Here is a 21,501-nt window from a genome sequence, read left to right on the forward strand (position 1 = left end):
GCCCCCACCCACGCCTCCCGGGCCGCGGCGGAGCGCGAGACCGCGAAGGAGGTCCGATGACGAAGCTCGCGGTGATCTCCGCCGGCCTCGGGCAGCCGTCCTCGACGCGCATGCTCGCCGACCGGCTCGCGGCCGCCACCGCGGAGGCCCTCCGCCGGGACCTCGAGCAGGACGTCGCGGTCGAGACGATCGAGTTGCGCGACCACGCGCACGCGATGGTCGACGCGACCCTCACGCACTTCCCGGCCGGGGAGTTCCGCACCGCCGTGGAGGCGGTGACCGGGGCGGACGGCCTCATCGCCGTGACGCCCGTCTTCAACGCCTCCTACAGCGGCCTGTTCAAGACGTTCTTCGACGTCCTGGAGCGCGAGTCCCTGGACGGCAAGCCGGTGCTGCTCGGCGCGACCGGCGGCACCGAGCGGCACTCGCTCGCCATCGACTACGCGATGCGCCCGCTGTTCGCCTACCTGCGCGCCGCCGTCGTCCCGACCGCCGTGTACGCGGCGTCCGAGGACTGGGGCGGCGCGGACGGCGCCGTCGAGGGCCTGGCCGAGCGGATCGGCCGCGCCGGCGCCGAACTGGCCGCGCTGGTCGGTGAGCGGCCCGCTCCGCCGAAGCCCGACCCGTACGAGAACCCCGTCTCCTTCGCCGACCTCCTGTCCGCGAACAGCCGATAGCTTATTAAGGTTCGACTTATATAAGCGAAGACTGTAGGTTGGTGCCGTGCACGCATTCGATGTGCTGGGTGATCCGGTACGGCGCCGGATCCTGGAACTGCTCGCCGACGGCGAGCGGTCCTCCGGTGAGGTGACGGCCGTCATCCGGGAGGAGTTCGGGATCTCGCAGCCCGCGGTGTCGCAGCATCTCAAGGTGCTCCGGGAGACCGGGTTCGCGGTTGTGCGCGCGGAGGGGACGCGGCGCCTGTACGCCGTCGACTCCGCGCCGCTGGAGGAGGTCGACGCGTGGCTCGACCGCTTCCGCCGGTTCTGGACCCCGCATCTGGACGCCCTGGCGACCGAGATCGCCAGGGGCAAGCGCGCACGCCGCCAGGACCGGCAATGACAGGAGCGAACCATGGTCGAAGTGACGGGGCAGATCAACGCGGTGCGGCGCCGGGTCGGTGAGCGCGTGCTGGAGGCCGGCACCGCGCGGACCAGCACGGTCAGCCAGGTCTACGACACCGACGTCGAGGACCTGTGGGACGCGGTGACCACCGCCGAGCGCATCGGGCGCTGGTTCCTGCCCGTCTCCGGCGACCTCCGGCTCGGGGGCCGCTACGAGCTGGCGGGCAACGCGAGCGGGACGATCGAGCGCTGCGACCCGCCCAAGGGCTTCTCCGCCACCTGGGAGTACGGCGGCATGACCAGCTGGATCGAGGTCCGGCTCTCCCCGGCGGAGGACGGCCGGGCGCGCCTCGAACTGGAGCACATCGCGCACGTCGACGACGACATGTGGGGACAGTTCGGTCCCGCCGCAGTGGGCATCGGCTGGGACCAGGGGCTCCTGGGCCTCGCCCTGCACCTGTCGTCCGAGGGCGCACCGGGGCCGGAGGCCGGCCAGGAGTGGGCCATGTCGGACGAGGGCAAGGAGTTCACGCGGCAGAGCGGCGAGGCGTGGTGCCGGGCCCACGTGGAGTCCGGCGCCGACGAGTCCGTCGCCCGTGCCTGCGCCGACCGCACCGTCGCCGCCTACACCGGGAGCGCGGAATGACCGCCGGGGGCTGACGCGTTCGCGTCCGGTTCCGCGGGCGCGGGCTGGGCAGGAATGACCAGGTGGACGTCCGGGTGGGCGTCCGCGTCGAGGGGATCGTGCAGGGCGTCGGATTCCGCCCTTTCGTGCACGGGCTGGCCACCGGCCTCGGGCTCTCCGGCCTGGTCGGCAACGACGCGGGCGGCGTGTTCATCGAGGTCGAGGGGGCGCCCGACAGCGTCGGGCGGTTCCTGGACGCCCTGCGCACGCACCCGCCCCGGCTCGCCGCCGTCGACCGCGTCACCACCCGCGACCTGGACCCGCGCGGCGACGACGGCTTCACGATCGTGGACAGCGTCGCCGCGGCCCCGGCGGAGGGCCGCGCGGCGGTGTCCTGGGACGCCGCGACCTGCGAGGACTGCCTCCGCGAACTGCGTGACCCGGCCGACCGGCGGTACCGCTACCCGTTCCTCAACTGCACCGCCTGCGGGCCGCGCTACACGATCGTGACGGACGTCCCCTACGACCGCCCGAACACGACCATGGCCGGGTTCGCGATGTGCGGCCCGTGCGCCGCCGAGTACGCGGACCCCGCCGACCGGCGGTTCCACGCCCAGCCGGTGTGCTGCCCGGCCTGCGGCCCGTCCCTGACCCTCCTGCCGCACTCGCCGCCGCCGGACGACCCGGTCGCCGCCGCCCGCGCCCTGCTCGAGGACGGCGCCGTCCTCGCCGTCAAGGGCCTGGGCGGCTACCACCTGGCGGTGCGGGCGGCGGACGAGGCCGCGGTCGCCGCGCTGCGCGCCCGCAAGCACCGCGAGGAGAAGCCCTTCGCCGTCATGGTCCCGGACATGGCGGCGGCCCGCGCGCTCTGCGTCGTCGACGACGCAGAGGAGGCGCTGCTCACCGGCCCCCGGCGGCCGATCGTCCTGGCCCGCCGCCGCCCCGGCGCCCCCCTCGCCGAGGCGGTCGCACCGGGCAACGCGACGCTCGGCCTCATGCTGCCCTACACCCCGCTCCACCACCTCCTGGTCACCGAGCCGCTGGTCATGACCAGCGGTAACGCCTCCGACGAGCCGATCGCCCACCGCGACGACGACGCCCTGAAGCAACTCGACGGCATCGCCGACGCCTTCCTCGTCCACGACCGCCCGATCCACACCCGGGCGGACGACTCGGTCGTCCGGGTCTTCCGCGGCCGCCCGCTCCCGGTGCGGCGATCCCGTGGATACGCGCCCGAGCCCGTCCCGATCCCGGACGGGCCGCCCGTCCTGGCGTGCGGAGCCGAGCTGAAGAACACCTTCTGCCTGGCCGGCGGCGGCCGGGCGTTCGTCTCCCCCCACATCGGCGACCTGGAGAACTACGAGACCCTCCGCGCCTACGAGGAGGGGATCGCCCATTTCCGGCGCCTGTTCGCCATCACCCCCGAACTCCTCGCCTACGACCCGCATCCGGAGTACCTGTCGACCAAGTACGCGCTCGACCAGGACCTCCCGGCCGTCGCCGTCCAGCACCACCACGCGCACATCGCGTCCTGCCTCGCCGACAACGGCGTGTCCGGCCCGGTCATCGGCGTCGCCTTCGACGGCACGGGCTTCGGGACGGACGGCACCCTCTGGGGCGGCGAGTTCCTCGTCGCCGGCCTGCGCGGCTTTGAGCGCGCCGGGCATCTGGAGCCGGTGCCGATGCCGGGCGGCGCGGCGGCGATCCGGGAACCGTGGCGGATGGCGGCCGCGTACGGCGTCCCGGACGACCTGCCGGTGGCCCGCCGGCCCGAGTGGGACACGGTCACCGCCATGGCCCGCCGCCGCGTGAACGCGCCGCTCACCTCCAGCATGGGCCGCCTGTTCGACGCCGTGGCGGCCGTCCTCGGCATCCGCGACCGCGTGCACTACGAGGGCCAGGCCGCCGCCGAGCTCGAACAGCGCGCCGACCCGTCCGAACGCGCCGCCTACCGGGCGTCCGTCCACGGCGGGACGGCGTTCACGGTGGCCGGGTCCGACCTGCTGGACGCGGCCGTAGCCGACCTCCGCGCTGGAGTCCCGGTCCCGCTCATCGCCGCGAGGTTCCACAACGGCGTCGCCGCCCTGATCGTGGACGCCGCAACCCGCCTGCGGGACACGACCGGCCTGGGCACGGTCGCGCTCTCGGGCGGCGTGTTCCAGAACATGCTCCTCCTGGACCGCGCGGTCGCCGGCCTCACCGCCGCCGGTTTCGAGGTGCTGACGCACCACAACGTCCCACCCAACGACGGCGGCCTAAGCCTCGGCCAAGCCGCAGTGGCCACCGCCCGCTCCCTCCCCACCTGACGCGACCCGCTGTCAGGCGAAAACCGCGATCGCCCACGATCCGCCGGAATCCGTCCGCGCGCCCGCCCGGCACGGCATGATCATCCGGATGGAGAACGGGACGGCGAACGGATGGGACGAGCCGCGGAATGCCGAGCCGTGGTCCTGGCGGGTACGGCGCTGGGCGGCTCCGGTCGCGATGGCCGTGACGGTCGCGGCCTCCATCGGCGCGGTGCAGGTGCTGGCAGGGGAGCCCAGGGCGTCCGGGACGCCCGCCCGCGCCGGGGAAGAGCCGCGCTTTCTGCTCTCGGCCGGGCGCATGGGCCATCCGGCGCAGGTGCGCGGACCGGAACCATGGTTCGAGGTGCGGGCGATCCGGCAAGGTGGCGTGGGCGGTCCGGTCGATTCGGTCCGGCCGCCGTCCCCGTCCGCCGGCCGGGTGCGCGAGCTCGTCGCCGGGCCCGGCGGGGACTTCTTCGCCGTCTCGTCGCGGGAGCAGCCGTGCGAGACACGTCTCTACCGCTTCCGTCTCACCGCCGGCGGCCAGGTGACCGGGATCGAGCCGCTGCCGGGTGGCGTCGTCCCGTCCCGCGTCGCGGGGCTCGCGATCAGCCCGGACGGTGACCGGGTCGCCTACTCGACGGCCCCTTGCGACGATGGGGCGCGACCGCGTGCCGCGCTGACCGTTCGCGAACTCGGCTCGGGCGACGTCCGCACCTTCGGCACGGCCGGCCCGACTCTCATCGGAGAGATCGTCTGGGCCGCCGACAACCGCACCGTCGGTTACACCATCGGCGACGTCGGGCCGGACGAACCTTCCGGAACCTCTCGGCCAGGGATGTCCGGACGCGACATCGGGAACGTCGCCGTACACGCGCTCGACTCCGGACTTCGCGGTGCGGACCTGCGCGGCGGCCGTGTCCTCTTCCAGCAGCCGGACGGCGCCGGTGACGTGAGCGGCGCCCTCATGGACCCGGACGGCCGCACCGGCCACGGCGTGATCAGGAAGGGCGATCCGCAGGACATCATCTTCTTCACCTTCGCCGAAGGCGAGCCGATGCGGGTCACCCAGACGATCCCCGGCGAGCCGAACACCTGGCACCTCATCGCCCTCACCAGCGAGGACCGGCCCCGGTACGCCTGCCTGGGCGGTATCGACTCCTTCGGGAGGGCGGCCAACGGCCGGTTCCAGGCATCGCCCTACGGCGTCCGCGACTGCGGTACGGCCCACGCGTACTGACCTCGCCGGACGAGGTCACGGGTCAGTCACGCGCACGGTTTCTTCCCGCCCGCCATTGACACTGTTCCGCAGCCGCAGCCGCAATCGCAGGACGGCGGCGGCCCCCTCGGCAACTACGCCGCCTTCTTCCACTGCTCGTCATCTCGGTTACGCTGCAGATCACCCTCGTGGTGGTGGCGCTGTCGCTGCTGATCGGCGTCCCCGCCGGGTACGCGCTGGCGCGCCGCGACTTCCCCGGCAAGCGGGTCGTGATGTTCCTGCTACTGCTCCCGGTGCTGCTGCCGCCGATCACCTACGGCATCCCGCTCGCCACCGTCCTGTACAAGGTGCACCTGGCCGGGACGATGACCGGTGTCATCGCGGCGAACCTCGTCCCGGCGCTGCCGTTCGTCATCCTCGTCATGGCCCCGTTCGTCGAGCAGATCGACACGAACCTGGAGTCGGCGGCGCGGATGTGCGGCGCCCGCACCCGGCAGGTGTTCGCGCGGGTGCTGGTGCCGCTGCTGCTGCCCGGCATCCTCGCCGCCGGGATCCTGGTGCTGGTGCGGACCGTCGCGATGTTCGAGCTGACCTTCCTGGTCGCCGACGCCGACAGCCAGACGCTGATCGTCGCGCTGTACAGCGCCGCGTTCACCCCGGGGATCCGCGCCGCGCAGGCCATCGACGCGATGGCCGTGATCTACATGGCGCTGTCGGCGCTGCTGCTGCTCATCGCGCTGATGTTCGTCAACCCGACCCAGATCGTCGCCCAGGTGAGAGAGGCTCCCGGCAGATGAACCCCACGCAGCTCAGCGCCCGCCGGACCCGCGGGGGCACGACGTGAGCCGGGTGCGGTTCGACTTCACCGGGGAGCGGGGGCTGGTCACCGGCGCCGCGGGGCTCATCGGCCGCGCGCTCGTGCACCGCTTCGCGGCCGCGGGCGCGGAGGTGCTCGCCGTGGACGTGGACGCCGAGGGCCTCAAGGCCTTCGACGCGTGCCGCGGGTCGGCGCGATGCCCGGCGACCTGGCCCGCGAGGACGTCGCCGACGCCGTGTTCGAGCGGCTGCGCCGCGACGGCGGCCTGGACGTGCTGGTGAACAACGCCGCGATGACCGAGCTGCGCACCCCGTTCATCGACATCGGCGCCGACGTGTGGGACGCGGTGATCGCCGCGAACCTGCGGTCGGCGTACCTGCTGTCGGTGCGCGCCGTGCGGTACCGGCGCGACCTCGGGCGCGGCGGCGCCTCCCGCGCGCACGAGGACCAGAGCGCCTACGACGTGACCAAGGCGGGCGTCGAGGCGCTCAGCCGCGCGATCGCCGTCGAACTGGGCGGTCTCGGCATCCGCGCCAACTGCGTCGCGCCGGCCAGCGTGGTCGGCGACGTGCGGCCCGCGGCCGACCTCCGTCGGGCCGCACCACCGCGCCCGAGGAGGTCGCCGACGCGACGCTGTACCTGGCGTCGCCGGCGGCGGCGCAGCTCAACGGGCACGTGCTGCGGGTGGACGGCGGTCTGCACGCGCGGCTGCGCGCCGGCCCGTCCCGCGGGCAGGACCGCGGCGGCTAGCGCGGTGGGTGGCGCGGCCGGCGGGTCAGACGCGCCAGGAGCGGACGAGTTCGTCCAGCATGGCGCGGTCGTAGACGATGCCCTGCGACGTCAGTTCCGCCGCGACGAGCTCGCCGTCGCCGTGGTGCTTGGCGAGCAGCCGGTACACCGCGTACGGGAACCAGTGGTTGTCGCTGATCCGCTGGATCTCGGCCTGGTCGCAGGCGTGGCCCGCGGCCCGGACCTCGGCGAGCGTCGCGGCGACGTCGCCGTGGCGGCGTTCGAGGACCTCGATGACGAGGGCGCGCAGCGCCTCCGGGTCGGGCGCGGGGGCGGGCTGCTCGGCGACCGCGGCGTAGTCGCCGTGGCCGTTGAGGCCGCCGCGCGCGGCGGCGCTGACGACGGCCAGTTCCGGCTCGGGCTCCGGAACCGGAGCCGGTGCGGGAGCCGGTGCGGGAGCCGGTGCGGGAGCCGGTGCGGGAGCCGGGGCCGGGGCGCTCATGGCCGGTGCCGCCTGCGGGGCGGGAGCGGCCTTGGCCGCGGCGGCGTCCTGGGCCTTGGCCGCCTCCTCCGCGGTGCCGGATTCGAGCGCCTTGCCGGAGTGGCCGGGGACCTGGATCTGCGGCAGCGGGCCGGTGCTGCGCAGCGGCATGAACGTGATCTGGTTCAGCGTGACGGGCCCGGCAATGGCCCGCGGCTGCGGTTCCGGTGCCTTGGGCTCCTCCTCTTGGGCCTGCTGTGACACGTACCGGTGCAGCGTCCGCAGCAGGACGAACAGGCCGAGCATCGACACGATCGGCGGGACGGCGGCCGTCGCCTGGTAGGAGAACGACTTCTGGCCGACGTGGCCGACGTTGAAGATGAGGCTCGCCGTCCAGCCCGCGAGCGCGATGGAGAGCGGCAGGCAGAAGTCCAGCCAGCTCATCAGGGCTTTGCGGTGCAGCACGAAGGCGTCGATGGCCAGCAGGAAGAGCCCGAGCTCCCCGACGATGATGAACAGGTCGACCAGCAGCGGGAACGACTCGGCCTTCCAGCCACGGAGGCCGTGCTCCAGCGCCCAGTGGTAGAGGCCGGCGTAGGACTGGGCGAAGCCACCGGCGGTCGCGGTCACGACCGCCGTCGCCATGAAGGCTATGGCCCCCCACCGTGTGATGACCTGTGCCCGGTTGGCAACGCTCATGTGGAGTGCGCTCCAGTTTTTCTTACCAAATGAAAGTTGTCGAAGGGAGGCTATCCATTCCTTTGCCGTTTCGTGGGGGAACCGCATCACGTGTCGGTCGCATTTTCCGGTTCCGGCCCGGATGGCCCGCCGCGGTGCGCCGGCCGCCTGGTCCACGTGCCCGGAAGGCGAATCGATGCCCAGATATCGGGAAGGTCGGGAGGAAGGCGACAAAGGGGGAATGTTGTCATGCCGCACCCAGGAAGCAGCAAGTACGCAATGGGAACTTCAAAGGCCCGTAAACAGTCGGAAAATAGCAGTCTCTTCGCAGAATGGAGGGGGTCGCGTTGATTCCCGCCGCGAGTCCCCGGACGGGACCCGGAGCCGGTCCCGGGCAGAACACCGCCGACGACGTGCTGGGCGCGGCGCTGCCGCTGGAGGTCGAGCAGGACCTCGACCCGCTGATGGACCGCATCGGGGACGCCCGCTGCGTCCTCATCGGCGAGGCGAGCCACGGCACGCACGAGTACTACGCGTGGCGGGCCGCGCTGACCAGGCGGCTGATCGCCGAGCGCGGGTTCGCGTTCGTCGCCGTCGAGGGGGACTGGCCGGACTGCCGCAGGGTCGGGCGCAGCGTGACGCTGGCGCCGGGAGCGCCCGGCGACCCGCGCGACGTCCTGGACGCCTACGAGCGGTGGCCGACGTGGATGTGGGCCAACGAGGAGACCGCCGGCTTCTGCCGCTGGCTGCGGGACCGGAACGCCGGCCTGCCGCCGGGCGAGCGCGCGGGCTTCTACGGGCTGGACGTGTACAGCCTGTGGGAGTCGCTGCGGGCCGCCGTCGACCACGTGGCCGAGCACCGTCCCGAGCACCTGGACACGGCGCTGGACGCCTACGGCTGCTTCGAGCCCTACGTCGAGGACCCGCGGGCGTACGGCTGGAACACCGCGCTGATCCCGGAGGGGTGCCGGGACGAGGTCCTCGCGCTGCTCACCGCGCTGCGCCGGCCGGCGGGGCGGGACGACGCCCGCGACCCGGCCGAGGTCTTCGACGCCCGGCAGAACGCCGAGGTCGCCGCGGGGGCCGAGCGGTACTACCGCGCGATGATCGCCGGCGGGCCGGAGTCGTGGAACGTCCGCGAGGTCCACATGGCCGACACGCTCGGCCGCCTCATGGACTTCCACGCATCGGGGGACGGGACGGGCAAGGCCGTGGTGTGGGCGCACAACACGCACGTGGGCGACGCCCGCGCGACCGACATGGCCGACGCCGGGATGGTCAGCCTCGGCGAACTCGCCCGGGAGCGGCACGGTCAAGAGGACGTGGTGGTGGTCGGGTTCGCCGGCGGGCCGGGCGATGTGGTCGCGGCGCCGCGCTGGGGCGGGCCGATGGAGGTCATGCACGCCCCGCCGCCCGCGCCCGGATCGCTGGAGGCGCTGCTGGCCGAGTCGGAGCTGCACCGGGGGCTGTTCATCGTGCCGCCCGAGCCGGACAAGCCGCACTTCCTGACCGACACGCTCGGCCACCGGGCGATCGGCGTCGTCTACGACCCGGACCGCGACCGGCGGCAGTACGTCCCGACCAGGCTCGCCGGCCGGTACGACGCGCTGTGCTGGTTCCGGGGCACATCCGAGCTGGCGCCGCTGCACTATGAGGCCGCGCGCCGTGGTGAGCTGGAGACCCTGCCGTCCGGGGTATGAGCAACCGGGCGAAGGAGCCGCAACACGGCGTTCGCGACACGGCGTTCGCAACACGGCGTTAGGAGACACGGATGTCGCTCACCATGGGCCCGGGGCCGCTCGCGGGCTCACCGGGAGACAGGGTCAACTACGGCATCGACGGGCCGCAGCACCGGCTGTTCATGCACGACTTCCCCCGGCGGGTCCGGGCCCGGTTCGGCGGGGAGACCGTCCTGGACACCGAGCGGGGGCAGCTGCTGCACGAGACGGGGCTGCTGCCCGTCCTGTACGTGCCGGAGGAGGACGTCCGGACCGGCCTGCTGGAGCGGACCGCCCACACGACGCACTGCCCGTTCAAGGGCGACGCCTCGTACTGGACGGTCCGCGCCGGTGACCGGCAGGCGGAGAACGCGGTGTGGGCGTATCCGGAGCCGAAGCCCGAGGCGGCGTGGCTGCGCGGGCTCATGGCGTTCTACTGGGGCCGGATGGACGCCTGGTTCGACGAGGACGAGGAGGTCCGCGGGCACCTGCGCGACCCGTTCCACCGCGTCGACGCCCGCGATTCGTCCCGGCGCGTCCGGGTGCTGCTGGACGGGGAGGTCGTCGCCGAGACCGAGCGGCCGAAGGTGCTGTCGGAGACCGGGCTGCCCAACCGCTACTACATCCCGGCCTCCGACGTCCGCACCGGCCTCCTCGGCAGGAGCGGCAAGCGGTCGGTGTGCCCGTACAAGGGCGAGGCGACGTACTGGTCGCTGGACGGGGCGGAGAACGCCGCCTGGTCCTACGAGGAGCCCCTGGAGAACGCCTTCAAGGTCGTCGGCCACCTGTGCTTCGACCACGAGGCCCTGACGGTCGAGACCGGTCCGCCGCGGGACGCCTGAGCGCGCCGGCCGCCCCGATATCCGCTCGCGCGGGGCGGTCCGCTGCCGGATGATTCCACCATGGTGGACACATCGTTGTACGCGGCGTTCGTCGTCGCGGCGCTCGCCCTCTGCCTCACCCCGGGGCCCGACATGATGTTCGTCGTCGCCATGGGCGGGCGCGGCGGCCCCGCCGCCGGGGTGATGGCCGCCGCGGGCGTGGGGACCGGTGCCCTCACGCACGCCGTCGCCGCGATGCTCGGGCTGTCGGCGCTCTTCACCGCCCTGCCCACGCTGTACCACGTGCTGCGCTGGGCCGGGGCGGCCTACCTGCTTTACCTCGCGGTCAAGGCGTTCCGGGACCGCGGCGATCCGGTCGGGGAAGGCGCCGCCGCGGGCACGGGCCCGGCGAACGGCCACCGGCGGCGCGCGTACTGGCAGGGGGTCGTGACGAACCTGCTGAACCCGAAGGTGATCCTGTTCAACATCGCCTTCCTGCCGCAGTTCGTGAACCCGTCGCTGGGCCACCCGATGATGCAGTTCCTCGTCCTCGGGCTGACGCTCGTGCTGCTCGGCCTCGCCGTCGACGCCGGGGTCGGGCTGCTGGCCGGGCGGCTCGCCGTCCTGCTGCGCCGCAGCCGCCGGGTCGCGCGGGGGCTGAACATCTTCAGCGGGACGGTCTTCACCGGCCTCGCCGTCCGGCTGGTCGCCGTGCCCAAGTGATGACTTCCGGTTTACCGGCCAGGTGACTCTGGGCATGTCAAAGTTTCAGCGAGGCGTTGACTTCGGGTCCGAGGAGAAGGCTGGTGGCACCGTACGCGGGGACCCCGCCGCGCCCGGAATTCTGGGCGGCGCTCGACGCCGCGCAGCAGGCCGCGCTGCGCGCCGTGGGGCGGCCGAAGCAGTTCCCGGTGAAGAGCCCCCTGGTGTACCAGGGCGACGAGTCCGACCATGTGATCATCATCGAGCGGGGCTGGGCCAAGGTGACGTCGGCCACCGAGAGCGGCCACGACGTGGTGCTGGCCGTGCGGGGCCCGGGCGACCTGCTGGCCGAGAGCGCGGTGCTCGGCGGCCGGCCCCGGATGGCGACGGTGACGGCGCTGTCGCCGATCCGCGCGCTGGTGGTGCCCGCGGCGCGCTTCACCGGCTTCCTGGACGACCATCCGGACGTGTGGATGCTCGTCACGGGCACCTTCGTCCAGCGCCTCGACGACTCGGACCGGCGGCTGCAGGCGCACGTGACCAGCCGGGGCACCCGGCGCCTGGCGATGCTGCTCACCGAGCTCGCCGAGCGCTCCGTCCAGCACGCGCCGCCCGCGCCGGACGGCTCGATCGAGATCGGCCCGCCGCTGTCGCAGGAGGAGCTGGGCAGCTGGATGGACGCCTCCCGCGAGACGGTCGCGCGGGCGCTGCACGGCCTGCGCCGCAAGGGCCTGATCCGCACCGGCTGGCGCAAGATCATCGTGGTGGACCTGCCCGGCCTGCGCGAGTTCGCCAAGGAGAACGACTAGCCCCCGCGTCCCCAACTTGTCACTGGCAAGATAGGATGCGGGCATGAGCGGCGGCAGCTACCACCACGGCAACCTCCGGCGGGCCGTCATCGACGCGGCCGTGGAGGCGATCTCCGAGTCGGGCCCGGCGACCTGGAGCCTGCGCGAGCTGGCGCGCCGCGCCGGCGTCTCGCACGCCGCGCCCGCGCACCACTTCGGCGACCGGGCGGGGGTGCTGACGGCCGTCGCCGCCGAGGGCTACGGCCTGTTCGCCGACGCCCTGGAGGCCGCGGGGGACCGGCTCGACGAGGTGGGCCTCGCCTACGTCCGCTTCGCCGTCGAGCACCGGCCCTACTTCGAGGTGATCTTCCGCCCCGAGCTGTACCGGCCGGACGACCCGGACGTCCGCGCCGCCCGGGAGCGCGCGGGGCGCGTGCTGGCGGCGGGCGTGCGCGGCGTCACGGCCGGCGGCCCGGAGGAGGGCGACCGTACGGACTCGATCGCCGCCTGGTCGATCGTGCACGGCTTCGCCCACCTGTGGCTGAGCGGAGCACTGCCCGCCGACCTCGGCGACGATCCCGTGGCCGCCGCCCGCCCGGTCATCCGCCGCCTTTTCGGACGCTGACAGTCCGGTCGCCGTCGCCGTCCCCGACGGCCTCATCCCCGCGTGATTCGGGGACGACCGCGAGGTCCGTCCGGAAGCGGCGGTTCAGTGCGGCGCGCAGCCGGGTCGTGATCCGGCGGGCGCGCGGGCTCTCCACCCCGTCGATCGGCCGCGGCACCTCCAGCACGGCGGCGGGCGCCGGGCGGGGGTCGGTGATCGCGGCGGTCGCCTCCGCCGGGAGGTGCCGCTCGACCTCGCTGTACGCGCCGTCCGGCGACCGGCGGATGCGGCCGGTCTCCAGGCCGTGCCGGACGAGCCCGACGTCGCGGTGCTGCAGCCCGGTGCAGATCCGGTAGGCGATGGCGTAGCCCAGCACGGGCCCGAGGAGGATCAGGACGCGGAAGAACCAGGTCGTCGCGAACAGCGAGAGGTGGAACCGATCGGCGATGACGTCGTTGGCGCCCGCGAGCCAGAGCGTCCCGTAGAAGACCACGCCGGCGGTGCCGAGAGCGGTCCGCGCGGGGACGTCCCGGGGCCGGTCGAGCAGGTGGTGGATCTGGTGGTCGCCGGTGACCCACCGTTCCAGGAACGGGTACACGGCGAGGCCGGTGAACAGCAGGCCGGGCACGACGAGCGCCGGGACGAGCACGCTCATCGGGAGCGTGTGCCCCCACGCGGTGATCTCCCACGCGGGCATGATCCGCAGCGCGCCCTCCAGCCAGCCCATGTACCAGTCGGGCTGCGACCCGGAGCTGATCGCGCCGGGGTCGTACGGGCCGTACAGCCAGACCGGGTTGATCTGGAACAGCGCCGCCAGCAGCACGGTGACGCCCAGCACCCACAGGAACATCGCCGTGGTCTTGGCGATGAACACCGGAAAGAACGGGTAGCCCCGGACGGTCCGGTTGGTGCTGCCCTTGCCGGGGAACTGCGTGTGGGTCTGCCGCCACGTCAGCACGATCGCGTGCAGCGGGATCAGCGCCGCGAGGAGTCCCGGGATGAGCAGGATGTGGATCACGTACAGCCGCGGGATGATCGAGGTGCCGGGGTACTCCCCGCCGAACAGGAACATCACGGCGTAGGAGCCGACCAGCGGCAGCGCCGCGAGCACCCCCTCCAGGATCCGCAGCCCGGTGCCGGACAGCAGGTCGTCCGGCAGGGAGTAGCCGAACAGGCCGTTCAGCATCACGAGCATGAACATCAGGATTCCGATGAGCCAGTTCAGCTCCCGGGGCTTGCGGTACGCGCCGCTGAAGAAGTTGCGCAGCAGGTGGACGAGGATCGCCGCCATGAAGACGAGCGTCGACCAGTGGTGGATCTGCCGCACGAGCAGCCCGCCCCGCACGTCGAAGCTGATGTCGAGGGTGGACGCGTACGCCTCGCTCATCGGCACGCCCCGCAGCTGGGCGTAGGAGCCGTCGTAGATCACCTCCTGCATGCTCGGCTTGAAGAAGAAGGTGAGGAACACGCCGGTCAGCAGGACGACCACGAAGCTGTACATCGCGATCTCGCCGACCAGGAAGCTCCACTGGTCCGGGAACGCCTTGCGCAGCGACCTGCGGGCGAAGCCGGTCGTGCCGAACCGCTCGTCCAGGGCCCGCGCCGTCCCCTCGACGGCCTTCGGCGGCCTGGGCCCGCCCGGCCCGCCGCCGGCCGTCCGAATCCCCGCCATCGTCAACGTCCTCTCGTCGCACGGCGTCGTCCGGGGCGCTCATCGCGCCCGTGCATACGACGGAGTCCGCGCGGCGGATGTGACATCGCCGGACGTGGTGCCGCGCACACGGCGTGCGGGGCGGGCGGGGCCTCAGCAGGCGGGGACGGCCGCCCCGAAGCGGCGCCGGTAGCGGGGCCGCCAGCTCGTCCGGTAGCAGAGCCGGATCGGCGGCGGGAGCAGGGCCAGGACGGCGCGGCGCGTCGGCTCCGGCGCGCCGTCCAGCAGCCAGGGCAGGAAGACGCCGAGGCCCCGCATCCCGGTCTCGCGGCGGAACTCGACGTCGAACGTGCCCCACTCGAACGCCGTGAGGGTGTCGGGGATCAGCGGGAGGACGTCCGACTCCTTGTGGTCGAGCAGCGCGTTCACCGCCGCGTGCAGATCCGGCGCGTAGCGGGCGAACATGAGCCGGTCGCGGTGCTCCAGGGCCGCGTCCACCGCGTCGATCAGGGGGACGACCTTCACCGCCCGCAGCGCCATCGCGTCGAGGACGACGCCGAGCCGGCCCGGGGCGTCGGCGTCCTTGGCGTACATCACCGTCCACAGGGCGTTCTTCTCCGCGTGGTCCTGGACGCGCCAGTGCGAGGTGAACAGGGACCAGGTCGTCATCGTGGCCGCGTCCACCGGGGCGCCGTCCGCGCGGGCCGCCGCGGCCAGCCGCGCGGTGTCGCGGCGGAACGCGTCGTACGCGGCGTGCAGCATCGTCAGGTCGAACCGTCTCGGTTCGCAGCCCATGGCGCCTCCCAGGCTCTGCTCCGGTGCCGCCCGCGCGGGGCACCCGGGAAGAAGACGGTCCGAGCATCCCCGATCGTGACGGATGCCGGGCCACACCCCCTGTGATGTGCCCCACGCCGCGGTGAATATTCGCCCGACCCGCCGGGGCGCGGCGCGTCCCCAGCCGGTACGTTGTCGGGACGCAACGCCCCACCGGGGCGCACGCACGGTACTTCAGGGAAGGAGCCGTGGATGGCTGTCGAGGCGGGCATCGACATCGCGTCCCTCGTCCTGCGGATCTCGGTCGGCGGCACCTTGATCGCGCACGGCTGGAACCACGCGTTCGGCGGCGGGAAGATCGAGGGCACGGCGGGCTGGTTCGAGTCGATGGGGCTGCGGCCGGGCCGGCTGCACGCGCTGATGGCGACCGGCACCGAGCTCGGCGCGGGCGTCCTGCTGCTGCTCGGGCTGCTCACCCCGCTGGCGGCCGCGGGCGCGGTCGGCACGATGGCGGTCGCGCTCATCACCGCCCACCTGCGCAACGGCTTCTTCATCTTCCGGCCCGGCCAGGGCTACGAGTACGTCCTCATGATCATCATGGTGGCGTGCGCGCTGGGTGCGCTGGGCGGCGGCGCCGTGTCCCTCGACCGGGCGCTCGGCATCTCCGCCGACCTGTCCGGCTGGACGGGCCTGGCGATCACCGCGCTCGCCGGGGGCCTCGGCGCCGCGCTCCTGCTGGCCGTCTTCTGGCGTCCCGCCCGCAAGGCCGCGGGCGAGAGCGAAGGCTGAGGACCCGTCCCCCGTCCGCCATGCACCGTGCGCCGGCGTCAGGCCCCCTCGCCGCCCGTCCCGTCCGCGGACCCGTTCGCGGACCCGTTCGCGGCGGCGGCGAGGCGCTCCCGCTGGGGGACCACCGTGTACTTCGGGTCCTCCGCCGACTGGACGCCCGCGTGGAAGACACCGAAACGCGTGCAGGCCGAAGCCGCCAGGAGCGCCAGCCCGCTGAGCGCCGAGACCGCGCGGCTGCGCCCGCCGAACAGGAGGCCCCCGGCCGTGCCCGCGGCGGTCAGGATCTCTCCCGCGCGCATGTACCTGCCGGCCTTGCCCGTCTTGTACGGCTCGGCGACCAGGCCGGCCCGGTACTCGATCGTCTTCGCCGCCGCGAGCTCCAGCGCCGCCCCGAACACCGCGGCGCTGCGCATCGGGCCCGCCTCGCGCGTCGGGGAGACGATCATCCCCATCCCCGCGGCGGCGGCCGTGGCCGATCCCGCGAACACCAGCGGCAGCTCGCGGTGCACGTCGTGCCAGGAGGGCACCGCCGTGTCGGCGGCGAGCGCCGCGGTGTAGGTCGCGACCAGCGGGCCCAGCGCGGCGGCCCCGGCCGTCGCGGCGCCGCCGAGGCGCGGGAAGAGCCCGGTCACGTCCAGGACGGCCGCCGCGCCCGCGGCCGGGCCGTAGGCGGCCAGGAGCCAGGAGCCCATGCTCATCGGCGAGGTGGGCTTCATGACCCGCAGCATGTTCGCGAACCGCGCGGGCCGCCCGAGGTCGTGGATCAGCAGCACCGTGGACCCGCCGATGGCCGCCAGCGAGGAGATCTTCATCGCCCGCGCGGTGGCCGGCCGCCCGGTGAGCTGCGCGCCGGCGGCCAGCACCGACCCGGCCCCCGCCAGGCCGCCGAGGAAGAAGTACCCCGCGATGTCGAAGGACTTCCAGCTCGGCGGGTTCAGGACGGGCAGGCCGTAGTAGGAGCGGAACTCCGCCTCCGGCACCATCGCCCGCTCGCCCCGCCGCCGGCCGCGCCTGCCGTTCCGGCGGGCCAGGCCCTTGCCGACCTCGGCCTCGCGCCCCGGCCGCTGCCCGTACACGCCGTCCTTGCTCACGCCGGGCGCGCCCGCGCCGTCCGCGCTCGCTCCAGCCTCAGAGGCCGCTGCGTCGCCGCCGGTCCCGCTCACCGCCCGCCTCCGCCGCGGCCGTGGGCGGCGAAGACCGCCGCGAGCCCGCCGAGCAGCGCCGCCGCCGCGATGCCCGAGTGCTTGTAGATGGACGCCAGGTCGCGGGTGGTGACGACCGGGTCCGGCGGCAGCCCGTACACCTCCGGCTCGTCCAGCAGGAGGAAGAACGCGCCGTCGCCGCCCACGCCGTCGCCGGGGTCCTCGCCGTACAGGCGCGCGTCCTCGACCCCGAGGTCGTGCAGCTGCTCGACCCGCAGGGCGGCGCGCTCGCGCAGCTCGTCCAGCGGCCCGTACTGGATGGAGTCGGTCGGGCACGCCTTCGCGCACGCCGGCTCAAGGCCCACGCCGAGCCGGTCATAGCACATCGTGCACTTCCAGGCCCGCCCGTCCTCCTTGCGCTGGTCGATGACCCCGTACGGGCAGGCGGGGATGCAGTAGCCGCAGCCGTTGCAGATGTCCTCCTGCACGACGACCGTGCCGAACTCGGTGCGGAACAGCGAGCCGGTGGGGCAGACGTCCAGGCAGGCGGCGTGCGTGCAGTGCTTGCACACGTCCGACGCCATGAGCCAGCGCATGTCCGTCGGCCCGCCGCCGGGGGCGGCCGCGTGCTCCAGGTTCGCCTGGGCCCGGCCCATGGGCTTGTTCTGCTCGATGAACGCGACGTGCCGCCAGGTGTCGGCGCCGAGGCCCTGGGTGTTGTCGTAGGACATGCCGGTGAACTCCAGGCCGTCCTCGGGGATGGCGTTCCACTCCTTGCACGCCACCTCGCACGCCTTGCAGCCGATGCACACGGACGTGTCGGTGAAGAAGCCCATCCGCGGAGGGGGATCGGTGTAGCCGGCGTTCTCGGTCACGTCGGGCTCGGGCCCTGCCAGCAGGTTCCGGCCCACCAGGCTGCTCATCCCACGACCTCCTATCCCCGGTGCCCGCTGGGGCCCCTTCCCGGCGAGCCGGGCCCTAACCGGGGGAGCGGTCAGAGCCTCCGGGAGATGACGAGCCGCTGGATCTGATTCGTCCCCTCGAAGATCTGCATCACCTTGGCCTCGCGCATGAAGCGCTCGACGGGGAAGTCGCGGGTGTACCCGGCGCCGCCGAGGACCTGGACGGCGTCGGTGGTCACCTTCATCGCGTTGTCGGTGGCGACGAGCTTGGCGATGGACGCCTCGCGGCCGTAGGGGCGGCCCGCGTCCTTCAGCCGCGCCGCCGCCAGGTACGTCGCGCGGGCCGACTCGATCGCGGCGGCCATGTCGGCCAGCACGAACGCCAGCCCCTGGTGCTCGATGATCGCCTTGCCGAACGCCTCGCGCTCCCTGGCGTAGCCGACGGCGACGTCCAGCGCGCTCTGGGCGAGGCCGGTGGCGACGGCGGCGATGCCGAGGCGGCCCGCGTCGAGGCCGGCGAGCGCGATCGACAGGCCCTGGCCCTCGGTCCCGATCAGGTTCCCGGCCGGGACGCGGGCGTCCACGAGCCGGACGGTCGCGGTCGTCGACCCCATCAGGCCCATCTTGTCCTCGGGCTCGTCGAACTCCAGCCCGGCCGTGCCCGCGGGGACGTGGAAGCACGAGATGCCGCGGGGCCCGTCGTCGGACGTGCGGGCCATGACGGTGTAGAAGTCGGCCTTGCCGCCGTGGGTCGTCCACGCCTTGGCGCCGTTCAGGACGTAGGAGTCGCCCTCGCGGACGGCGCGGGCCCGCATCGCCGCCGGGTCGGACCCCGCGTGCGCCTCCGACAGGCAGTACGCGCCGAGCCGCTCGCCCGACAGCATGTCGGGGAGCCGCTCGGCGCGCTGCTCGTCCGTCCCGTACGCGAACAGCGGGAAGCACGACAGCGCGTGCACGCTGACGCCGACGCCGACGCTGGCCCACGCCGCGCCGATCTCCTCCAGGACCTGGAGGTAGACCTCGTACGGCTGGCCGCCGCCGCCGAACTCCTCCGGGTACGGCAGCGTCAGCAGGCCCGCCCGCCCGAGCGTCGCGAACACCTCGCGGGGGAACGTCCCGGTCCGCTCGGCGTCCGCGGCGCGCGGCGCCAGCTCCTTGGCCGCGATCTCGCGGGTCAGCGCGATGAGGTCCTCGGACTCCGGGGTCGGCAGGTGCCGGGTGGCGGGCATGGGCGGACTCCTTTCGGCACGCACACAGTACCAACAGCGGTACCGGCGAACCGGTTTTGGTACTGTCCCGGGCATGACCCCGCCGGACGGAGCGCACGCCACCCGGGCCGCCCGGGCGCTGCGGCGGCGCGACCTGCTCGTCGGCCGCCTCATCGACGTCTTCCTCGAACGCGGCTTCGCCGAGCTGAGCGTCGCGGAGCTGGCCGCCGTCCTGCGCTGCTCGAAGAGCACCCTGTACTCGGTCGCGGCGAGCCGCGAGCAGATCATCGTGGCGGTCGTCCGCGCGTTCTTCCGCCGCGCGACCGAGCGCGTGGAGGCCGCGCTCGACGCCGGCGCCGACCCGCGCGAGCGCGTCGGCGCCTACCTGCGGGCGATCTCCGCCGAGCTGGCGCCCGCGTCACCCGCGTTCTTCGCCGACCTCGACGCGTTCCCGCCCGCCCGCGAGATCTACAAGCGGAACACGCGCTTCGCCGTCGAGCGCGTCCAGGGCCTCGTCCGCGAGGCGCTGCCGGCCGGCACCGGCGCCGCCGGCACCGACGCGGCCTTCGTCGGCGCCGTCGCGGGCCAGGTGATGGAGTCCATCCACCGCGGCGAGATCAAGGCGCAGACCGGCCTGGACGACTCGGCCGCCTACGCCGCCCTCGCCTCGCTCATCGTCGCCCGGATGACCCCGGTCCCCGCCGGCCCCTAGACACCGCTAGACGTGCGAGGACGACTGGACGGCGTGCTCCACCAGCGCGACGAGGACGTCCCGCGCCGTCTCGCGGCGCCGCACGTCGCACAGCATCACCGGCACGTGCGGGTCGACGTCCAGGGCGTCGCGGATCTCGTCGACGCTGTACTTGCGGGCGCCGTCGAAGACGTTGGCGGCGATGACGAACGGGATCTCCCGCTGCTCGAAGAAGTCGATGGACGCGAAGCTCGTGCTGAGCCGCCGCGTGTCGACCAGCACGATCGCGCCGACCGCGCCGTAGGCGATCTGGTCCCACATGAACCAGAACCGCTCCTGGCCGGGCGTCCCGAACAGGTACAGCCGGACGCCGCCGGAGAACGTCAGCCGCCCGAAGTCCATGGCGACGGTCGTGGTGGTCTTGCGCTCCACGCCGTGGAGGTCGTCCACGCCGGTCGAGGCGTCGGTCAGCTCCTCCTCGGTGCGCAGCGGGCGGATCTCGCTGACCGAGCCGACGAGGGTGGTCTTGCCGACGCCGAAGCCGCCGGCCACCAGGATCTTCAGTGTGTGCTGCGGCACGTCCTCGTCGTAGGAGTGCGGCGCGGAGGAGGGGCTAGAGGCGGCGGAGTTCATCGAGCACTCTCATCAGTATGCGGGGATCGGGACGGTCGGACCGCTCGCCGTGCTCGGCCTGCGGCATCTCCTCGACGAGGCCGTACTGGTGCAGGTCCTCCAGCAGGATCTGCACGACCCGGAACGGCAGGTCGGTCTCCGAGGCGAGGTCGGCGGGGGTGGAGGGGCGCCGGCACAGCTCCAGCAGCCGCCGCTGCTCGCGCGACAGCCAGATCCGGTCGCCCGGGGTCCGGCCCGTCGCGACGAAGATGCTCACGAGGTCGACGACGAGCCCGCGGGGGCGGGTGCGCCCGCGGGTCACCGCGTACGGCCGGACGATCGGGCCCGCGTCGCGGCCGATCCACCGCTCTCTGGGGGTCTCCACGGTCGCTCAGTCCGAGACGCCCGGGGCCGGCGCGTCCTCGGCCCCGGCGGTCGCGCGCGGCGCGGCGGCCAGGTGCCGCCGCACCCGCTTGATCAGCATGGTGGTCTCGTAGGCGACCAGGCCGGCGTTGCCGCCCGCGTCGCTGAGCACGGCCAGGCAGCTGCCCTGGCCGGCCGGCATGACGAAGAACAGCATGCCGTCCAGTTCGACGACGGTCTGCCGCACCTGCTTGGCCTGGAAGTGCTCGCGGGCCCCGTTGGCCAGGCTGTGGAACCCCGACGACAGCGCGGCGAGGAACTCGGCGTCCTTGCGGGTGACGCCGCCGGACGCGCCCATGACCAGCCCGTCCCGGGACAGCAGCACGGCCTGGTGGACCTCCCCGACCCGCTCCACAAGATCGTCGAGCAGCCAGTCCAGCTCCCCGGTGGCGTGGCTCTGCTGCGTCATGATTCCCCCCATTCGTCGCGCGGATCGTCATTGCCTGATGTGTCCTCGGCGTCCCTTCCGCGCAGCCACCCCGACTGTAGCGAGGACATCAGGTCGCGGCTGAGTTCCGGACTCGGCTCGTCGAAGTCGTCGTCCGGGTCCGCCGCGGCGTGCTCGGCCGGCGCGGCCTCGGCCGGCCGGGACCTGCGCAGCTGCGGCGCCAGGGCGCGCTGCCGGACCCGCCGCGGGAGGCGGCCGGTCACCTCGCTGTCCTCGACCTCGCCGTCCGCGCCGTCGCCGCCGTGCGGGTCGTCCCCCGGGCGGTCCCCGTTCGGCGCGCCCGCCGGAGCGCCCAGCGGGTCGGCCGGCGGGGCGGCCGGCGGATGGGCG

Annotated in this window: 23 protein-coding genes and 1 pseudogene; 14 read left to right on the forward strand and 10 right to left on the reverse strand. The window is 73.6% G+C overall.

What is annotated here, in order from left to right; translation table 11 throughout:
* Window positions 1–56: 56 nt before the first annotated feature.
* From E1200_RS15665 to E1200_RS15695, 7 genes are all read left to right on the forward strand, one after another.
* Complete coding sequence (locus E1200_RS15665) at window positions 57–677, forward strand: FMN reductase (protein ID WP_131952721.1); 621 nt, start codon at window positions 57–59, stop codon at window positions 675–677.
* Between the two features lie 46 nt (window positions 678–723).
* A complete protein-coding gene (locus E1200_RS15670) occupies window positions 724–1,062 on the forward strand; it encodes a metalloregulator ArsR/SmtB family transcription factor (protein ID WP_131952723.1) in 339 nt (112 codons plus the stop codon).
* A 12-nt stretch (window positions 1,063–1,074) separates the two neighbouring features.
* On the forward strand, window positions 1,075–1,710 hold the full coding sequence (locus E1200_RS15675) for an SRPBCC family protein (RefSeq protein ID WP_131952724.1): 636 nt from the start codon (window positions 1,075–1,077) through the stop codon (window positions 1,708–1,710).
* A gap of 62 nt (window positions 1,711–1,772) precedes the next feature.
* On the forward strand, window positions 1,773–3,995 hold the full coding sequence (gene hypF / locus E1200_RS15680) for a carbamoyltransferase HypF (protein ID WP_243708589.1): 2,223 nt from the start codon (window positions 1,773–1,775) through the stop codon (window positions 3,993–3,995).
* 88 nt (window positions 3,996–4,083) lie between these two features.
* Window positions 4,084–5,214: a hypothetical protein gene (locus tag E1200_RS15685; RefSeq protein ID WP_131952726.1), complete on the forward strand. Its 1,131-nt coding sequence runs from the start codon at window positions 4,084–4,086 to the stop codon at window positions 5,212–5,214.
* A 173-nt stretch (window positions 5,215–5,387) separates the two neighbouring features.
* A complete protein-coding gene (locus tag E1200_RS15690; RefSeq protein WP_207933370.1) occupies window positions 5,388–5,990 on the forward strand; it encodes an ABC transporter permease subunit in 603 nt (200 codons plus the stop codon).
* Between the two features lie 43 nt (window positions 5,991–6,033).
* Window positions 6,034–6,291, forward strand: coding sequence for an NAD-dependent epimerase/dehydratase family protein (locus E1200_RS15695; RefSeq protein WP_131952728.1), 258 nt, complete (start codon window positions 6,034–6,036; stop codon window positions 6,289–6,291).
* 494 nt (window positions 6,292–6,785) lie between these two features.
* On the opposite strand, the gene E1200_RS15710 is transcribed toward E1200_RS15695, so the two are convergent.
* Window positions 6,786–7,919, reverse strand: a complete 1,134-nt coding sequence (locus E1200_RS15710) for a DUF2637 domain-containing protein (RefSeq protein ID WP_207933371.1) — start codon at window positions 7,917–7,919, stop codon at window positions 6,786–6,788.
* A gap of 311 nt (window positions 7,920–8,230) precedes the next feature.
* Here E1200_RS15710 and E1200_RS15715 point away from each other — a divergent pair, with 311 nt between their 5' ends.
* From E1200_RS15715 to E1200_RS15735, 5 genes are all read left to right on the forward strand, one after another.
* On the forward strand, window positions 8,231–9,598 hold the full coding sequence (locus E1200_RS15715) for an erythromycin esterase family protein (RefSeq protein ID WP_131952733.1): 1,368 nt from the start codon (window positions 8,231–8,233) through the stop codon (window positions 9,596–9,598).
* 71 nt (window positions 9,599–9,669) lie between these two features.
* Window positions 9,670–10,458: a DUF427 domain-containing protein gene (locus E1200_RS15720; RefSeq protein ID WP_131952735.1), complete on the forward strand. Its 789-nt coding sequence runs from the start codon at window positions 9,670–9,672 to the stop codon at window positions 10,456–10,458.
* 60 nt (window positions 10,459–10,518) lie between these two features.
* Window positions 10,519–11,160 (forward strand): LysE family translocator, encoded by a 642-nt coding sequence (locus tag E1200_RS15725; protein ID WP_131952736.1) that lies wholly within the window; start codon window positions 10,519–10,521, stop codon window positions 11,158–11,160.
* Window positions 11,161–11,243: 83 nt separating this feature from the next.
* Window positions 11,244–11,948, forward strand: a complete 705-nt coding sequence (locus E1200_RS15730; RefSeq protein ID WP_243708590.1) for a Crp/Fnr family transcriptional regulator — start codon at window positions 11,244–11,246, stop codon at window positions 11,946–11,948.
* A 43-nt stretch (window positions 11,949–11,991) separates the two neighbouring features.
* Entirely contained in the window at window positions 11,992–12,552 is a 561-nt protein-coding gene (locus E1200_RS15735; protein ID WP_131952738.1) for a TetR-like C-terminal domain-containing protein, read from the forward strand.
* Here the strand turns inward: E1200_RS15735 and E1200_RS15740 are convergent.
* Both E1200_RS15740 and E1200_RS15745 read right to left on the reverse strand, forming a co-directional pair.
* Window positions 12,527–14,203 (reverse strand): ubiquinol-cytochrome c reductase cytochrome b subunit, encoded by a 1,677-nt coding sequence (locus E1200_RS15740; protein ID WP_131952739.1) that lies wholly within the window; start codon window positions 14,201–14,203, stop codon window positions 12,527–12,529. The genes E1200_RS15735 and E1200_RS15740 overlap by 26 nt on opposite strands.
* Before the next feature lie 132 nt (window positions 14,204–14,335).
* A complete protein-coding gene (locus E1200_RS15745) occupies window positions 14,336–14,977 on the reverse strand; it encodes a hemerythrin domain-containing protein (protein WP_131952740.1) in 642 nt (213 codons plus the stop codon).
* Between the two features lie 231 nt (window positions 14,978–15,208).
* On the opposite strand from E1200_RS15745, the gene E1200_RS15750 reads away from it, so the two are divergent.
* Window positions 15,209–15,745, forward strand: coding sequence for a DoxX family protein (locus E1200_RS15750; protein WP_131952742.1), 537 nt, complete (start codon window positions 15,209–15,211; stop codon window positions 15,743–15,745).
* Between the two features lie 38 nt (window positions 15,746–15,783).
* Here the strand turns inward: E1200_RS15750 and nrfD are convergent, their stop codons facing one another.
* The 3 genes from nrfD to E1200_RS15765 form a co-directional block, all read right to left on the reverse strand.
* Window positions 15,784–16,821: an NrfD/PsrC family molybdoenzyme membrane anchor subunit gene (gene nrfD / locus E1200_RS15755; protein WP_243708591.1), complete on the reverse strand. Its 1,038-nt coding sequence runs from the start codon at window positions 16,819–16,821 to the stop codon at window positions 15,784–15,786.
* An 83-nt stretch (window positions 16,822–16,904) separates the two neighbouring features.
* Window positions 16,905–17,723: a 4Fe-4S dicluster domain-containing protein gene (locus E1200_RS15760; protein ID WP_243708592.1), complete on the reverse strand. Its 819-nt coding sequence runs from the start codon at window positions 17,721–17,723 to the stop codon at window positions 16,905–16,907.
* A gap of 158 nt (window positions 17,724–17,881) precedes the next feature.
* Window positions 17,882–19,018 carry an acyl-CoA dehydrogenase family protein gene (locus E1200_RS15765; protein WP_131952745.1) on the reverse strand — a complete coding sequence of 379 codons (1,137 nt, stop codon included), beginning with the start codon at window positions 19,016–19,018 and terminating at the stop codon, window positions 17,882–17,884.
* Between the two features lie 73 nt (window positions 19,019–19,091).
* Between E1200_RS15765 and E1200_RS15770 the strand changes: the two genes are divergently transcribed.
* A complete protein-coding gene (locus tag E1200_RS15770; RefSeq protein ID WP_131952746.1) occupies window positions 19,092–19,709 on the forward strand; it encodes a TetR/AcrR family transcriptional regulator in 618 nt (205 codons plus the stop codon).
* Between the two features lie 6 nt (window positions 19,710–19,715).
* On the opposite strand, the gene E1200_RS15775 is transcribed toward E1200_RS15770, so the two are convergent.
* From E1200_RS15775 to E1200_RS15790, 4 genes and pseudogenes are all read right to left on the reverse strand, one after another.
* Window positions 19,716–20,321 carry an ATP/GTP-binding protein gene (locus E1200_RS15775; protein WP_131952748.1) on the reverse strand — a complete coding sequence of 202 codons (606 nt, stop codon included), beginning with the start codon at window positions 20,319–20,321 and terminating at the stop codon, window positions 19,716–19,718.
* Window positions 20,302–20,685: a DUF742 domain-containing protein gene (locus E1200_RS15780; RefSeq protein ID WP_131952750.1), complete on the reverse strand. Its 384-nt coding sequence runs from the start codon at window positions 20,683–20,685 to the stop codon at window positions 20,302–20,304. Before E1200_RS15780 ends, E1200_RS15775 begins: the two co-directional genes overlap by 20 nt.
* 6 nt (window positions 20,686–20,691) lie before the next feature.
* Window positions 20,692–21,132 (reverse strand): roadblock/LC7 domain-containing protein, encoded by a 441-nt coding sequence (locus E1200_RS15785; protein WP_131952751.1) that lies wholly within the window; start codon window positions 21,130–21,132, stop codon window positions 20,692–20,694.
* Window positions 21,129–21,501, reverse strand: a pseudogene (locus E1200_RS15790) (hypothetical protein); the annotation flags it as partial. The gene E1200_RS15785 and the pseudogene E1200_RS15790, both read right to left, overlap by 4 nt.

The sequence above is a fragment of the Actinomadura sp. GC306 genome, from assembly GCF_004348665.1.
Taxonomy (GTDB): Bacteria; Actinomycetota; Actinomycetes; order Streptosporangiales; family Streptosporangiaceae; genus Spirillospora.

What these genes read in the sequence shown, in the direction of transcription:
- E1200_RS15665 (WP_131952721.1), top strand. Translation starts at nt 57, where the DNA reads ATGACGAAGCTCGCGGTGATCTCCGCCGGCCTCGGGCAGCCGTCCTCG.
- E1200_RS15675 (WP_131952724.1), top strand. Translation starts at nt 1,075, where the DNA reads ATGGTCGAAGTGACGGGGCAGATCAACGCGGTGCGGCGCCGGGTCGGT.
- E1200_RS15685 (WP_131952726.1), top strand. Translation starts at nt 4,084, where the DNA reads ATGGAGAACGGGACGGCGAACGGATGGGACGAGCCGCGGAATGCCGAG.
- E1200_RS15710 (WP_207933371.1), bottom strand. Translation starts at nt 7,919, where the DNA reads ATGAGCGTTGCCAACCGGGCACAGGTCATCACACGGTGGGGGGCCATA.
- E1200_RS15715 (WP_131952733.1), top strand. Translation starts at nt 8,231, where the DNA reads ATGGAGGGGGTCGCGTTGATTCCCGCCGCGAGTCCCCGGACGGGACCC.
- E1200_RS15720 (WP_131952735.1), top strand. Translation starts at nt 9,670, where the DNA reads ATGTCGCTCACCATGGGCCCGGGGCCGCTCGCGGGCTCACCGGGAGAC.
- E1200_RS15725 (WP_131952736.1), top strand. Translation starts at nt 10,519, where the DNA reads ATGGTGGACACATCGTTGTACGCGGCGTTCGTCGTCGCGGCGCTCGCC.
- E1200_RS15735 (WP_131952738.1), top strand. Translation starts at nt 11,992, where the DNA reads ATGAGCGGCGGCAGCTACCACCACGGCAACCTCCGGCGGGCCGTCATC.
- E1200_RS15740 (WP_131952739.1), bottom strand. Translation starts at nt 14,203, where the DNA reads ATGGCGGGGATTCGGACGGCCGGCGGCGGGCCGGGCGGGCCCAGGCCG.
- E1200_RS15745 (WP_131952740.1), bottom strand. Translation starts at nt 14,977, where the DNA reads ATGGGCTGCGAACCGAGACGGTTCGACCTGACGATGCTGCACGCCGCG.
- E1200_RS15750 (WP_131952742.1), top strand. Translation starts at nt 15,209, where the DNA reads ATGGCTGTCGAGGCGGGCATCGACATCGCGTCCCTCGTCCTGCGGATC.
- E1200_RS15760 (WP_243708592.1), bottom strand. Translation starts at nt 17,723, where the DNA reads ATGGGCTTCTTCACCGACACGTCCGTGTGCATCGGCTGCAAGGCGTGC.
- E1200_RS15765 (WP_131952745.1), bottom strand. Translation starts at nt 19,018, where the DNA reads ATGCCCGCCACCCGGCACCTGCCGACCCCGGAGTCCGAGGACCTCATC.
- E1200_RS15770 (WP_131952746.1), top strand. Translation starts at nt 19,092, where the DNA reads ATGACCCCGCCGGACGGAGCGCACGCCACCCGGGCCGCCCGGGCGCTG.
- E1200_RS15775 (WP_131952748.1), bottom strand. Translation starts at nt 20,321, where the DNA reads ATGAACTCCGCCGCCTCTAGCCCCTCCTCCGCGCCGCACTCCTACGAC.
- E1200_RS15785 (WP_131952751.1), bottom strand. Translation starts at nt 21,132, where the DNA reads ATGACGCAGCAGAGCCACGCCACCGGGGAGCTGGACTGGCTGCTCGAC.